Genomic DNA, 13,152 nt, shown 5'->3' on the forward strand with positions numbered 1-13,152 from the left:
AACGCAAGACCCGTCCTGTCAGACGGGCGCACGTGGAGCCATTATCCATTCGGGGCATATAGTGCCTCCGATTGGTGGCGGAGAAACTCCGGCCCGGGGCCGGAGTTCATCAATGGCTACCATTTTAGCCGTTTTACAGAATTTTTATTTCGATGGCGTAATCAAAACCCATTGCGACTGGCCGGCACGTAAAACCAGCAAGGCCGCTGCTTTGGATTTATCCAAGGAAGCCACCATTTTAGCGTATTGATCCGGTGTCCCTACGTCTTTATCGTTGACACGCAAAATAAGATCGCCAGGCTGCAAACCCGCTTCGCTGGCAGGGGCGGTCGCCTCGGTTACCTGAACTGCACTTTCCACGCCCAAACGCTTCAGATCAGCGGCCGGAACGGCTGTTACTTTCAGTCCAAAGGCATCTGCACTGCTAGCGGCGGGACTGTCTTTCTCGTCCTTGCTGGCAGCATTCGGGCTGCTGGAGGGCATTTCTTCTACGTCGATCTTGATGGTTTGCAACTTGCCCTTGCGCCAGACTTCCAGCGTGGAGCTTTGGCCGGGCTTGGTGCCACCCACAATACGGGGCAGATCCGTCATTTGCTCGATGTTGCGGCCATTGAACTTCAGAATCACGTCACCGGACTGGATACCGGCCTTGGCGGCAGGACCACCCTCTTCCACGCTACTGACCAAGGCACCCTTGCTGTCTTTCAAGCCCAGGGCCGTAGCCACATCATCGGCCACCGGCGTGATCTGGACGCCAATACGACCACGCGTCACCTTGCCGTCGGATTTAAGCTGCTCGACCACATTCATGGCTTCGTCGATAGGAATGGCCAGGGAAATACCCATAAAGCCACCACTGCGCGAAATAATCTGGGAGTTCACACCCACCACTTCGCCATTCAGATTGATCAGCGGACCTCCGGAGTTGCCTGGATTCACGGCCACATCGGTCTGAATAAAGGGCAGGTAATCACCCGTCTCGCGGTTAATGGCGCTAACAATCCCCGAGGTCACGGTGGACTCCAGGCCAAACGGTGAACCGATCGCCAAGACCCACTGCCCTTTTTTGAGCTGTTTGGAATCCCCAATGACCATGGGCTTCAGGTCTTTGGCTTCAATCTTGATCAAGGCCACATCGGTGCGTTCATCAGTGCCGATGATCTTGGCAGGGTATTCCTTGCCATTGCTCAGGGTGACGAAAATACCGTTGGAGTCCGCCACCACATGATTATTGGTCAGGATGTAGCCATCGGCAGAAATAATGAAACCCGAGCCCACGCCACGCGGCACAGTACGCTCCTGGGGCTGTTGCCCCTCGTTGCCGCCACCGCGAGGACGTTGCTGGGGAGCCATGCCTGGAGGCATAAAGTCGGGTCCAAAGAACCAGCGGAACATATCATAGGGGTCCCCACCGGGCCCCATTGCGGGTGAGCGCACCTGAACCGCTTCTGTCGTACGAATATTCACGACACCATCCTCGGTCTTGGCCACAACACCGGTAAAGTCCGGCAGTCCCAGCGAGGCGCTCTGGACTTGCTCATCGGTGCTGGCAGGCTGGGCCTGGGCCATTGGCACACTGGCCGCAAACAGCACGGCAGCCGTCAAAGCCGAGAGAACAGGAATACGCATTTTATGACTCGATTTTTTCATTCAAATACTCCTGGGGGACGATCGTCAATGTGTCCGGGATAGAGGGGTGAACTGCGTTCCTTCAAGCAAAGCGCGCAAAGTCTGTACAGGTACAGCGCCGGTGCTGGTCAGAACATAATCGTTAATACGGCTGCGGTACATATTCATGGAACCACGATGGAACGCACCTAGGCTGTTTTCTTCTGCTTCGGGCGTGCCAACACGCTCCAGGAAAACAGAAATTGCGGCCAAACCATCAGACATCATCAAGTGCGTTACCTGACGCCCCGCCCGCATGGGTCTGAGCATTTCGGAACGCAAGCTGAAACCGGCAGGCAAAGCCAGATGCCAACCCAGCTCACTTAAATCAATTTTCTGGACCTCGGGCTCAACCACTTCCCATTTACTTGGATTCCAACTAGTCCGCAGCTCTTGTAGATCCACCTGTTCGCCAAAGGCAACCGAGGCAAAGGCAATCTGGTCTACCACGACTTGTTGTGGGTCCAAAGTCTGCATTTTCAACAGCAAATGGTGATCCGTATCGGCGCACACCCGATAACCATAGCGTTGGTCATCCTTGGGGACTAATTCGATCAGGTCGCAAGGCCGCCCGGCTACCCGCTCCCGGGAAGGCAGACGCCGCATATCATAGAAGTTGGGTAACTGGCTGACGTCACCGACCAGAAAGCTGGGAAAGCGCTCGTTTTCACGACGCTCGATCACCACCATTTTCTTTTCGGGAATCAGGCATTGCGTCACTTCATTTTGACGCAGGAACTCACGCGGCTCACCGTCAAGAATTTCCAGACGCTCGCGCTCTCCAGTGCCGTCAATAATATGAACCAGCTTCATGGATTGGCTGGATTGATCCTGGGTATAAATAATGACCCCGGAGTAGTCCAGATCGCGCGCCGCTTTATGAACTTTTTGCAGCCAGGGCAGATCCAGGGGTTCAATCCCGCTCGCGTCCTGAGCCAGGACCGGTGTTGTACACAGTATCGCCAGCGAAAAGGCAAACAAACCCTTAGACAGACGTGCCAAGGTCACCTGCGACGGCATACGTACAGACCTCATTGACCCAAGGCTCCACTCTCAAATGAAACATGGCGTACCGGACCGGTACCCACAAAATCACGGTGCAAATCCGCGTAGTCATTCCAGAGCTGCTCGTCCTGGGCGCTCGCCATCAAGGTGCCCGGCACCGAGCTGACACCCATATAAGGCAAGCCTACCCATAGCGCTGCCGCTACCGCGGCCACTACGGCCAAACCACTGACGCCATAGCGTTGCACCAAGGGGCGCTTCATCGCGTTGGGCGCGAGCACCGTAGGCTCTTCGTCAATCGCTTTGGACAGGCGCGCGTAAAAACGATCCGATGTACGAATCGCCAATGCGTCGGTACGCATCACGTCGCCGATCAAATGATAGGCATCCCAAACTTGACGCCCGTAGGGGGAGTCCAGTTCCTCGGGACGTATTTCAGCCTCACCATCCACCCAGGAGGATACGGCGATCTCCCAGGCATTGAGCTGTTCTTCATCGGAATGGGATTTCAAGGCTTGCATCATCGATCCTTACCACCGTCGTTCACTATCTTCACCATCTAGTATGGGACGCAATTGCGCAGCAATGGCATCACGAGCCCGAAAGATACGTGAGCGCACAGTTCCTATAGGGCAGTCCATGGTTTGAGCGATGTCTTCATAGCTCATACCCTCTATTTCACGAAGCACGATAGCTGTCCGCAACTCTTCCGGCAGAGCCTGGATTGCACTATTCACTGTCTCGGCAATCTGGCGGCTGACCATCATGGATTCTGGCGTGCTTATATCGCTTAGGTTGTCGATTCGGTCAAAAGTTTCACCGTCTTCAGTTTCGACGTTCTGCACAGTATTGGGACGTCGTGCAGCCGAGGCCTGCCAATTACGGGCCGTATTGATCGCAATGCGGTACAGCCAGGTGTAGAAAGCACTCTCGCCTCGGAACTGAGGCAAAGCCCGGTACGCTTTGATAAAGGTTTCTTGTGCCACGTCCTCGACCTCAGACGGTTCACGCACCATGCGGCTGAGCAGACGCATGATCTTGCGCTGATACTTCAGTACCAGCAGGTCAAAGGCTCGCTTATCCCCACGCTGAACACGTGCAACTAGTTCGGCATCGGTATCGCGTTCACTCATTAAGAATCCTTATTCTGAGCACGGACCTGATGGGACAGCCGGTTGACACAAAGGCACAATGCCCACCAAGCCTGCTGCGGCTGGGCCCCACGCCATAGCGTGACGGTATTGCGCCCGGTACTGGCTGGATCGCCCCGCAAACGCAAGGTCATAAACCAGGGAGAACGCCAGACCTGCTCTATCTGCACGGGCACATCAGCTGATTCAGCCCGCTGCAAGGAGTATATCCCTGCCTGATGCGCTAGTGTAGCGTGCCCGTTCCATGCCCGACGACTGCGAGCATACAAAAAATAAGCCCACAAAGCACCTGCTAACAGAGCCAGAGCTCCGGGCAATTGCCAGCTGTAGATTGTCCAGGCTAAGCCCAGCGCCCCTAAAGCACAGACAAAAGCGCCCAGTCGGCGCACCGGAGCCGGAGCTCCGATCGACCAGGACTGGGCGTTGCGAGTGGGGAAGTCTATCTTAACGAAGACGACGAACCACCATAGAACCGTTAGTGCCACCAAACCCGAAGGAGTTGGACAAGGCAACATCAATCTTCATGTCACGAGCCTGATTGGCGCAGTAATCCAGATCGCAAGCAGGATCCTGATTGAAGATATTGATGGTGGGCGGCGAGATCTGCTTGTACACCGCCAACGTGGTGAACACCGCCTCAATACCACCTGCGGCACCCAAGAGGTGGCCGGTCATGGATTTGGTGGAGTTAACCACCAGCTTGTAAGCGTGATCGCCAAAAGCCAGTTTCAGAGCTTCAGACTCGTTCACGTCACCCAATGGCGTGGAAGTGCCATGGGCGTTAACGTATTGAACTTCGTCTGCGTTCACACCACCGTTACGCAACGCGTTCACCACACCGCGACGAGGACCGTCACGATCTGGCGAGGTGATGTGATGAGCATCAGAGCTCATGCCATAGCCGGAGAACTCGCCATAAATACGCGCACCGCGCTTTTTGGCATGTTCGTATTCTTCCAGCACCAGCACACCAGCGCCTTCACCCAGCACAAAACCGTCACGATCCACATCCCAAGGGCGCGATGCCGTTGTTGGGTCGTCGTTACGGGTGGACAAAGCACGCATGGCAGCAAAACCACCGATCCCTAAGGGGGACACTGTGGATTCTGCGCCACCAGCCAGCATGACATCCGCATCGCCGTATTCAATCAGGCGTGCTGCATCACCGATGGAATGCAGGCCGGTTGTACACGCGGACACTACGGCATAGCTAGGGCCTTTCAGACCCAGGCCGATAGATAGTTGGCCCGATACCAGGTTAACCAGGGATCCAGGCACAAAGAACGGGGAAATCCGACGTGGACCCCGATCTAAATACTCTTTTTGGGTTTCTTCAATACGGGGCAACCCACCAATCCCCGAGCCCACAATAACGCCGACGCGCTCTGCATCAATGCTATTGATATCCAGGCCACAATCTTGCCAAGCCTGCATGCCAGCTACGACGCCATAATGGATAAAGGTATCCATTTGCTTGGCTTCTTTGACTGAAATGTAGGGTGCTAACTCAAAACCCTTGACCTCACCCGCTATTTGGGCGGTTAGGGCCGAAGGATCGAAACGGGTAATACGCCCGATGCCCGAACGCCCATTGACGATGTTATCCCACGCGGTAGGAATATCGTTGCCGACCGGGGAAATAATACCCAGCCCGGTAATCACGACACGTCGTTTCACGGATGACTCCTAAACACAAAAAAAGCGGTTTAAAGGGAATAACTGCGTCTTGCAAGCTAAAGCCGCCGGGCACAAGCTACTCTCTGGAAACCGCTCTGGAGCGAGGGCGTGCACAATGCCGCCCACACTCTTAATTGAACTTACTGCTTGCTGTGAGAAGTGATGTAGTCCACAGCTTGCTGGACCGTCGTGATTTTCTCAGCTTCTTCGTCTGGAATTTCAGTTTCGAATTCGTCTTCGAGCGCCATCACGAGCTCGACCATGTCGAGCGAGTCGGCACCGAGGTCGTCGAGAAAAGAAGATTCGTTTTTGATCTCGGCTTCGTTAACGCCAAGTTGTTCAGCGACGATCTTCTTGACGCGCTGTTCGATGCTTTCCATGCAGATTCTCCAAGTTGGGAAAAATTCCCGCAAATTATATAGCCAATCCCTACTGTAAGGAGGGATAAGCCATGACAAAAAACGGCGTTCTTGTATGAGGCCCAACGTCATTCCTGCAACGCCGGTTCAAGCAATAGGCCACAAATAATCTCGCAATTTTACCTCAGCCGGGCGCGATGCCAAGCCTTACATGTGCATACCACCATTCACATGGATGGTGCTGCCCGTAATATATTGCGCTTGCGACCCGGCCAGAAAGGCTACCGCGTTAGCGATATCCTCTGCAGAACCCAGTCGTCCCAAGGGGATTTGCGACAAAATCGCGGCTGACTGTTCAGGAGTCAACGAGCGCGTCATGTCGGTATCAATAAAGCCCGGAGCCACACAATTAACGGTGATGTTACGGCTACCGAGTTCGCGCGCCAAGGCACGGCTCATGCCTGCAACGCCCGCTTTGGCAGCAGCGTAGTTGGCTTGGCCCGGATTACCGCTCTCGCCCACCACAGAGGTGATGCTGATGATGCGGCCCCAGCGGGCTTTCATCATAGGGCGGATGACCGCGCGCGACAAACGGAATACGGCGCTCAGATTGGTCTGAATGACGGCATCCCAATCTTCGTCTTTTAGTCGCATGGCCAGGTTATCGCGGGTAATCCCAGCATTATTAACCAGAATGTGCGGACCGCCATCTTCTTTGCTCAGCATCGAAATCAGGGCTTCGCACGCAGCCGGGTCGTCCACGTTCAAAACATGGCCGTAGCTACCGTTCTGAGCGAGCACGGCAGAAATCGCCTGCGCACCCGCTTCAGAGGTGGCCGTACCCACTACTTTGGCACCGCGTGCCATCAATTCTTTGGCAATTGCCTGACCGATACCGCGCGATGCGCCGGTTACCAGGGCGGTCTTGCCGCTAAGATCCAATTCTTGCATTTACGCTCCCTCCAGGGCTTCTAAGGTGGTCTGCAAGGACGCAGGGTCGCTGATCGACAAGGCGACCAGATCACGATCAATACGCTTGATCAGGCCTGTCAGCACTTTGCCTGGACCGCACTCGACCACGTGCGTAACGCCTTGAGCCTTCATGGCTTGAATGGTTTCTACCCAGCGCACGGGATGCCAGGCCTGACGAACCAATGCGTCTTTGATTTGTTCGGGGTCGGTAGGCGCAGCTACGTCCACGTTATTGATCACGGAAATCACGGGGGTCTGCACGTGCACCGAAGCTAAAGCCTGGGCCAATACAGCGGCAGCGGGCTCTAGCAAGCTGGAGTGGAACGGAGCCGACACAGGCAACACCAAGGCACGCTTGGCGCCGGCTTCTTTAGCCAAAGCACACGCACGATCCACGGCTTCTACGTGACCTGCAATTACCACCTGCGCAGGCGCATTGTAATTAACAGCCTGCACCTGTTGACCTTCGGCCGCACGAGCACACACATCGCGCACCTGATCATCATCCAGACCCAAAATGGCCGCCATCGTACCTACACCCAGCGGCACAGCGGCCTGCATGGCATCCGCACGCACACGCACCAAGGGGACAGCCTGCTCCAGGCTCAAGGCACCGGCAGCCGTCAGGGCGGAGTATTCACCCAGGCTATGACCTGCCATGACAGCAGGAACGGGACCACCAGCCTGAATCCAGGCCTGGTACATGGCCACTGCGCTCGCCAGCATGACAGGTTGAGTATTGGTAGTCAGGTTCAGTGCATCGGCAGGCCCTTGAGCCATCAGCTGAGCCAGATCCTGACCCAGCGCCTGGCTAGCCTGATCAATGGCTTGCTGCACAACAACAGACTCAGACCAGGCATCAAGCATGCCCACGGACTGCGAGCCTTGTCCTGGAAAGACAAACGCAATTTTCATGGTAGAAAAACCCAAAGAGATGAGGCGGTAATCCGAATCGCGCTACCTAGCAGCGGACCAGTACCGAACCCCAGGTAAAGCCGCCACCCACGCCTTGCAACAGTGCCAGATCACCAGCACGGATGCGACCATCCCGACGAGCCGCATTCAGGGCTAGAGGCACACTGGCTGCCGAGGTGTTGGCGTGTTGATCAACCGTGATAACCACCTTCTCGGAGGGGATACCCAGCTTACGACCTAGAAAATTGATGATGCGAACGTTGGCCTGATGTGGAACCAGCCACGTGATATCGGACAAAGCAATACCAGCCTGTTCACAAACTTGATGGGCCGAAGCGGCCAGAGAGGTAACAGCCAGCTTGAATACAGCCTGACCGTCCATGCGCAGGAAGGGATCGCCCACAACCTGGCCGTGCGAGACATTGCCTGCCGCACACAAAATACCCATTTGGCTGCCATCCGCATTGAGCTGGGCGGCCAAAATACCGGGTTCATCACTGGCTTGCAAAACCACTGCGCCCGCACCGTCGCCAAACAGGACGCAGGTGGAGCGGTCGTTCCAATCCAGGATGCTAGAAAACACTTCCGCACCGATAACCAGCGCATTACGCGCGCGACCGGCCTTGATCATGGCGTCGGCGGTAGTCAGTGCATAGACAAAGCCGCTGCAAACCGCTTGTACGTCGTACGCGGCAGCGCCTTTGTTACCCAGCTCTGCCTGTACCAGACAAGCCGTGCTGGGGAAAACATAATCGGGAGTGGAGGTCGCCACCACAATCAGGTCCAGATCCTGGGCAGCAATGCCCGCATCTTCTAGCGCCTGACGCGCAGCATGCGTTGCCAAATGGCTGGTGCGAACACCGGGATCGGCAAGATGACGCTGATGAATACCGGTACGCTCAACAATCCACTGATCGGAGGTTTCGATACCCTTTTGAGCCAGCTCAAGCGCTAGATCATCGTTAGACACAATCCGAGGAGGCAGGTAGCCGCCTGTACCGATAATCTTGGCAAATATCGTCATTTTATGTTCCCGATCAAGCCCGTTCTTATGAGGACGAGGGCTCTGAAGTATGGCGTGTATCTGGTTCGCCGTTTTGCTCATCTTGCAAGTTCACACTTTGCATGATGCGCTCGACTGCCTGGCTGGTACCGTTAAGCAGCCCATTGAGCACCGCATCGCGGGCCCGCTGCAAAGCATACCCGAAAGCGTAGGCATCGGCAGAACCATGACTCTTGATAACAATACCGCGTAAACCCAACAGAGCTGCACCGTTATGACGACGATTATCCACCCTGTCGCGGAAACGATTCAAGACAGGACGAGCCAGCAAAGCAGATACTTTGCTTAAAGGATCACGGGTAAATTCGTCACGCAGCATGCTGCCGACCATCTTGGCCAGACCTTCAATGGATTTAAGGACCACATTGCCCACAAAACCGTCACACACAACGACATTAACGGTACCTTTGCAGATATCGTCGCCTTCTACGTTGCCGTAAAAATTCAGTCCGCTGGAGCGCAACAACTCAGCCGCCTTTTTGACGACCTCGTTGCCTTTGATGACCTCTTCCCCAATATTGAGCAAACCCACAGTGGGGCGCTCATGGCGATCCACGATACTGGCCAGCGCAGAGCCCATAATGGCGAACTGCAACAGGTGTTCTGCGGAGCAATCCACATTAGCACCCAGGTCCAGCATGATCGTGGCCCCGCCCTTTTGGTTCGGAATAGACGTGGCAATGGCTGGGCGATCAATCCCATCCAGAGTTTTGAGTACGTAGCGCGAAATTGCCATCCATGCGCCAGTATTACCCGCAGAAATGCAGGCGTCCGCTATCCCGTCCTTGACGGACTGGGCAGCCACTCGCATGGATGAGTCTTTTTTGCGGCGCAGGGCCACCTCGACCGAATCGGCCATGGTGACAACTTCGGATGCGGGAAGAATGTCGTACCAAGAGGTATCGACATTACCTTGCGCACGCAATGTTTGCTCGATGGCCTGAGGCTCGCCAACCAATAAGCAGTGCACATCCGGATAGCGCTTGGCAAAAAGCAGCGCTGCAGGGACAGTGACGGATAAACCGATATCGCCGCCCATGCAATCGATGGCAATACGTATTTTTTTGTTAGACATCAAGCATGCAACCTATGTTGCTTGCAACGACAAAGAAACTATTACTCGTCGTTCTTTGTTTTCAGCACTTTACGGCCACGATAGATGCCGTTGGGGCTGATGTGGTGACGCAGGTGCAATTCGCCAGTCGTAGGCTCGATAGCCGTCGAAGGACCAGTAAGCGCGTCGTGCGAACGACGCATGTTACGCCGGGACGGGCTCTTTTTATTCTGCTGAACAGCCATGATGACTCCTGTAGATGGACAACCCCGAATAAATGGGTGCGGCCCGAAAAAATTAACGAATTAGTAACAAACAATCAAGACTTTTTGAGCGAACCCAATACAGCAAACGGGGACGGCCGCTCAAAAGCGGATTCATCCAGGTCGTCAGACTTGGCTTCCATGGACAACGACTGCGCGTCGGGGCAAACCTCATGGCGCGGCACATACGGCACGCTAAGAATCAGTTCATCCTCGACCAGTCCCAGGACATCCAACTGGCCTTCACACAAGATGCGATCAGGACCTTCCGTATCGTCATCATCCAGCTCCAGTTCAGCCTCGCTTGCCACAATCTGTACTTCGTTAGAAATATCGATGGGCCACTCGAAGGGCTTAACGCAGCGCTGGCATTCCAAAATGACACAACCTTTGGCCTGCACATGAACAAAGCGACGTCGGGCAGAATCCTCCCGACCCGACACGCTCCACTCAATGCGTAAATCGCCTTGATCGGGCAAATCGGATACCAGACGAGATAGATCTTCCACCAGCACCTGACCCACCATATTCTGAGGGGCACGAGCAAGGTTCAAGGTGTCGATATACTGTGTCGTCATGGGTATGTTCAATGCATCAAGCCACGATTTTACGGTGATCTTGATACTTATTTGTTTTGCTTAAGTGTGTAGCTTGTTTGTTTTACTGCTGTGGTATCGCTTGGGTGCTGCTTTGTGCTTTACCGCTTGTTTTTTTCCTGCCCCTCGTTATTGCAGCCCGAACTCCCGGCAGCGCAAAAGCGCCAAGTAAGCCCACAACCATTTCAATAACGAAGAAAACATTAGATAATACCGTGCTAAGCACAAGACAGTCAAACCAAAGCACAGCTAAAACATACTATGCGTCTCATCCTTGCATCAAGCTCAGTCTATCGCCGCGCTATGTTAGCGCGTTTGGGCTTGCCTTTCACCTGTCAGTCTCCTGACATTGATGAAACCCCACGTTCTGGAGAGGCTCCGGCCGAGCTCAGCCTGCGCCTGGCGCGTGAAAAAGCAGCCCGTATCAGTCTGCTCAACCCAGGCGCGCTAGTCATTGGCTCCGATCAAGTGGCCACATCCGGCCAGGACGCTATTGGTAAGCCAGGCAACCACGCCAGCGCGCGGAAACAACTGCGACTCTTAAGCGGCCAGAACATCGATTTCCATAGCGCTTTGTGTGTGACAAATGGGCAGGAATTTCTGTGCAGCGATATTGTTACCAATTGTCGTTTTCGCGCACTGAGCGATGATGAAATTGAACACTACCTGCTCCAGGAAAAGCCCTACGACACCGCCGGCAGTGCCAAAGCTGAAAGCCTGGGAATTGCTTTGATGGAGTCCATGCGATCAGATGATCCAACAGCCATTATTGGCCTGCCCCTGATCGAGTTATGCACTATGCTGCGCCACTTTGGCCTGAACCCTTTGCGCCCCAACCTTCTGACCCCTTCCGTTTAGGACTGATTACCCCATGCCTCAAGCCGCCCCTTTGCACCTGATTCCCGTTGGTTTAAGTGAGAGCCCGGTCAGCGGCTGGCTACCCGCCGATGTTCGGGCCCTGACACGCGAGCTGACTACCTTCATTGCCGAAAATGCCAAAACAGCCCGAGCCTTTTTAAAGCTGATTGAACCCGTCGTGCCCCTACAGGAAATCACGATTCATACACTGGATAAGCGCGGCAACAAACCCGGTGAAATGCGAGAGTGGCTGAAACCCGCCCTGCAAGGTCAGGCCATCGGCCTGGTCTCCGAAGCAGGCTGCCCCGCAGTAGCCGACCCCGGCGCACTGGTTGTCGCCATGGCCCACGAGATGAAGATCCCGGTACGCCCACACGTAGGCCCTTCTTCCATTTTGCTCAGCCTGATGGCCAGCGGCCTGGATGGCCAGCAGTTCGTGTTTCACGGCTACGCGCCCGTGGATGGCAGCGCCCGCGCCAAGCAGCTCAAACAATGGGAAAGCCAATCTCAGACACTAAAACAAACGCAGATTCTGATCGAGACCCCCTATCGCAATCAGGCCATGTACAGCACGCTGCTGCAGGCTTTAAAGCCCACCACCCGGCTCTGTCTGGCTCGCGACCTGACCGGCTCACGAGAACTAATCCAAACGGCGACAATTGAACAATGGCGCGAACGGCAGCCTCCCGCCCTGGACAAGACCCCCTGCATTTTCCTGTTCCTGGCCGGCCGTTAAGATGAAACCTCTCTCTTTTGTCACCCCTGCCCTGAAACGCGGCGTTCAGATCGGCGTCCTCAGCCTGACAGCGCTACTGGCCGCCTGCGGCAGCAGCGGCCCCTTCAAATTCGATGACAGTTACAGCGCGCAGGGCCAAAACAGCCGGGTGCGCTATCTGGTCATGCACTACACCGCCGGCGACCACGCCACCTCCCTGAAAGTGCTAACACAACGCGATGTCAGCGCCCATTACCTGGTCAGCGATGAACGCCGCCCAACGGTCTACCGCCTGGTCCCTGAAGAGCGCCGCGCCTGGCATGCAGGCATAGGCTCCTGGTACGGCTTCACGGACCTGAACACCGGTTCGATCGGGATTGAAATCGTCAATATGGGTCGCTTGGCTGATGGCCGCTGGGCCCCGTATAGCGCTGCACAGATCGAAGCACTTAAGGTATTGCTGAAAGATCTCGCCCAGCGCCATGGCGTATCGCCGCGCAATATTATTGGCCATAGCGATGTGGCCCCTCAGCGCAAGCTAGACCCAGGCCCACACTTTCCCTGGAAAGACCTGGCCCAGGCTGGCATAGGCCGCTGGTACAAGGAACCACAAGCCCGCGCATTGCAAGCGCAGTACGCAACGCGCCCCCTGCCCTCCGCCTCTCAGGTACAGGCCTTATTGCGCAAGGCGGGCTATGAGACTCCGGATAGCGGCACCTTCGATAAAGCCACACAAAATGTCCTGGCCGCCTTCCAAATGCACTATCGCCCGGCACGCTATAACGGCGTGCTCGATGCTGAAACGGCTGCTATTTTGCAAAGTCTGGATTGATACGTAAAAGGGTAATAGGCGTCG

Annotated in this window: 16 protein-coding genes; 3 read left to right on the top strand and 13 right to left on the bottom strand. The window is 55.3% G+C overall.

All coding sequences use genetic code 11. From position 1 onward, the window contains the following. Positions 1 to 144 precede the first annotated feature (144 nt). The 13 genes from IE156_RS03550 to IE156_RS03610 form a co-directional block, all read right to left on the bottom strand. Positions 145 to 1,650, bottom strand: a complete 1,506-nt coding sequence (locus tag IE156_RS03550; RefSeq protein ID WP_189391084.1) for a DegQ family serine endoprotease — start codon at positions 1,648 to 1,650, stop codon at positions 145 to 147. 24 nt (positions 1,651 to 1,674) lie between these two features. Further along, positions 1,675 to 2,703, bottom strand: a complete 1,029-nt coding sequence (locus IE156_RS03555; RefSeq protein WP_229840954.1) for a MucB/RseB C-terminal domain-containing protein — start codon at positions 2,701 to 2,703, stop codon at positions 1,675 to 1,677. Next, a complete protein-coding gene (locus IE156_RS03560; RefSeq protein ID WP_229840956.1) occupies positions 2,700 to 3,194 on the bottom strand; it encodes a sigma-E factor negative regulatory protein in 495 nt (164 codons plus the stop codon). Before IE156_RS03560 ends, IE156_RS03555 begins: the two co-directional genes overlap by 4 nt. Positions 3,195 to 3,203: 9 nt before the next feature. Continuing rightward, a complete protein-coding gene (gene rpoE / locus IE156_RS03565) occupies positions 3,204 to 3,806 on the bottom strand; it encodes an RNA polymerase sigma factor RpoE (RefSeq protein ID WP_189391086.1) in 603 nt (200 codons plus the stop codon). Next, complete coding sequence (locus IE156_RS03570) at positions 3,806 to 4,339, bottom strand: hypothetical protein (RefSeq protein ID WP_229841026.1); 534 nt, start codon at positions 4,337 to 4,339, stop codon at positions 3,806 to 3,808. The genes rpoE and IE156_RS03570 overlap by 1 nt, the downstream gene beginning before the upstream one ends. Next, positions 4,269 to 5,501: a beta-ketoacyl-ACP synthase II gene (gene fabF, locus IE156_RS03575; protein WP_189391087.1), complete on the bottom strand. Its 1,233-nt coding sequence runs from the start codon at positions 5,499 to 5,501 to the stop codon at positions 4,269 to 4,271. The genes IE156_RS03570 and fabF overlap by 71 nt, the downstream gene beginning before the upstream one ends. Positions 5,502 to 5,641: 140 nt before the next feature. Further along, positions 5,642 to 5,881: an acyl carrier protein gene (gene acpP, locus IE156_RS03580; RefSeq protein WP_043680887.1), complete on the bottom strand. Its 240-nt coding sequence runs from the start codon at positions 5,879 to 5,881 to the stop codon at positions 5,642 to 5,644. A gap of 186 nt (positions 5,882 to 6,067) precedes the next feature. Next, the gene (gene fabG, locus IE156_RS03585) at positions 6,068 to 6,811 is read right to left on the bottom strand and encodes a 3-oxoacyl-ACP reductase FabG (RefSeq protein ID WP_189391088.1); all 744 of its coding nucleotides are present in this window, start codon (positions 6,809 to 6,811) and stop codon (positions 6,068 to 6,070) included. Continuing rightward, positions 6,812 to 7,747, bottom strand: a complete 936-nt coding sequence (fabD, locus tag IE156_RS03590) for an ACP S-malonyltransferase (RefSeq protein ID WP_189391089.1) — start codon at positions 7,745 to 7,747, stop codon at positions 6,812 to 6,814. Positions 7,748 to 7,793: 46 nt separating this feature from the next. Then, positions 7,794 to 8,771 (bottom strand): beta-ketoacyl-ACP synthase III, encoded by a 978-nt coding sequence (locus IE156_RS03595; protein WP_189391090.1) that lies wholly within the window; start codon positions 8,769 to 8,771, stop codon positions 7,794 to 7,796. A 25-nt stretch (positions 8,772 to 8,796) separates the two neighbouring features. Further along, positions 8,797 to 9,885, bottom strand: coding sequence for a phosphate acyltransferase PlsX (plsX, locus tag IE156_RS03600; RefSeq protein WP_189391091.1), 1,089 nt, complete (start codon positions 9,883 to 9,885; stop codon positions 8,797 to 8,799). Positions 9,886 to 9,926: 41 nt separating this feature from the next. Further along, positions 9,927 to 10,109: a 50S ribosomal protein L32 gene (gene rpmF, locus IE156_RS03605; RefSeq protein ID WP_003800968.1), complete on the bottom strand. Its 183-nt coding sequence runs from the start codon at positions 10,107 to 10,109 to the stop codon at positions 9,927 to 9,929. 74 nt (positions 10,110 to 10,183) lie between these two features. Beyond that, a complete protein-coding gene (locus tag IE156_RS03610) occupies positions 10,184 to 10,705 on the bottom strand; it encodes a YceD family protein (protein ID WP_189391092.1) in 522 nt (173 codons plus the stop codon). A gap of 279 nt (positions 10,706 to 10,984) precedes the next feature. Between IE156_RS03610 and IE156_RS03615 the strand changes: the two genes are divergently transcribed. The 3 genes from IE156_RS03615 to IE156_RS03625 are packed head-to-tail and all read left to right on the top strand — an operon-like array spanning position 10,985 to position 13,128. Next, entirely contained in the window at positions 10,985 to 11,581 is a 597-nt protein-coding gene (locus IE156_RS03615) for a Maf family nucleotide pyrophosphatase (protein WP_189391093.1), read from the top strand. A gap of 13 nt (positions 11,582 to 11,594) precedes the next feature. Next, positions 11,595 to 12,317: an SAM-dependent methyltransferase gene (locus IE156_RS03620; protein WP_189391094.1), complete on the top strand. Its 723-nt coding sequence runs from the start codon at positions 11,595 to 11,597 to the stop codon at positions 12,315 to 12,317. Between the two features lies 1 nt (position 12,318). Beyond that, the gene (locus IE156_RS03625; protein ID WP_189391095.1) at positions 12,319 to 13,128 is read left to right on the top strand and encodes an N-acetylmuramoyl-L-alanine amidase; all 810 of its coding nucleotides are present in this window, start codon (positions 12,319 to 12,321) and stop codon (positions 13,126 to 13,128) included. The last annotated feature ends 24 nt before the right edge of the window (positions 13,129 to 13,152 follow it).

Source organism: Alcaligenes pakistanensis, from assembly GCF_014652815.1.
GTDB classification, from domain to species: domain Bacteria; phylum Pseudomonadota; class Gammaproteobacteria; order Burkholderiales; family Burkholderiaceae_B; genus Alcaligenes; species Alcaligenes pakistanensis.

Excerpts from the sequence above, each read along its gene's own strand:
- IE156_RS03550 (WP_189391084.1), bottom strand. The coding sequence starts at position 1,650 with ATGAAAAAATCGAGTCATAAAATGCGTATTCCTGTTCTCTCGGCTTTG.
- IE156_RS03555 (WP_229840954.1), bottom strand. The coding sequence starts at position 2,703 with ATGAGGTCTGTACGTATGCCGTCGCAGGTGACCTTGGCACGTCTGTCT.
- IE156_RS03560 (WP_229840956.1), bottom strand. The coding sequence starts at position 3,194 with ATGCAAGCCTTGAAATCCCATTCCGATGAAGAACAGCTCAATGCCTGG.
- rpoE (WP_189391086.1), bottom strand. The coding sequence starts at position 3,806 with ATGAGTGAACGCGATACCGATGCCGAACTAGTTGCACGTGTTCAGCGT.
- IE156_RS03570 (WP_229841026.1), bottom strand. The coding sequence starts at position 4,339 with ATGTTGCCTTGTCCAACTCCTTCGGGTTTGGTGGCACTAACGGTTCTA.
- acpP (WP_043680887.1), bottom strand. The coding sequence starts at position 5,881 with ATGGAAAGCATCGAACAGCGCGTCAAGAAGATCGTCGCTGAACAACTT.
- fabG (WP_189391088.1), bottom strand. The coding sequence starts at position 6,811 with ATGCAAGAATTGGATCTTAGCGGCAAGACCGCCCTGGTAACCGGCGCA.
- fabD (WP_189391089.1), bottom strand. The coding sequence starts at position 7,747 with ATGAAAATTGCGTTTGTCTTTCCAGGACAAGGCTCGCAGTCCGTGGGC.
- IE156_RS03595 (WP_189391090.1), bottom strand. The coding sequence starts at position 8,771 with ATGACGATATTTGCCAAGATTATCGGTACAGGCGGCTACCTGCCTCCT.
- plsX (WP_189391091.1), bottom strand. The coding sequence starts at position 9,885 with ATGTCTAACAAAAAAATACGTATTGCCATCGATTGCATGGGCGGCGAT.
- rpmF (WP_003800968.1), bottom strand. The coding sequence starts at position 10,109 with ATGGCTGTTCAGCAGAATAAAAAGAGCCCGTCCCGGCGTAACATGCGT.
- IE156_RS03610 (WP_189391092.1), bottom strand. The coding sequence starts at position 10,705 with ATGACGACACAGTATATCGACACCTTGAACCTTGCTCGTGCCCCTCAG.
- IE156_RS03615 (WP_189391093.1), top strand. The coding sequence starts at position 10,985 with ATGCGTCTCATCCTTGCATCAAGCTCAGTCTATCGCCGCGCTATGTTA.
- IE156_RS03620 (WP_189391094.1), top strand. The coding sequence starts at position 11,595 with ATGCCTCAAGCCGCCCCTTTGCACCTGATTCCCGTTGGTTTAAGTGAG.
- IE156_RS03625 (WP_189391095.1), top strand. The coding sequence starts at position 12,319 with ATGAAACCTCTCTCTTTTGTCACCCCTGCCCTGAAACGCGGCGTTCAG.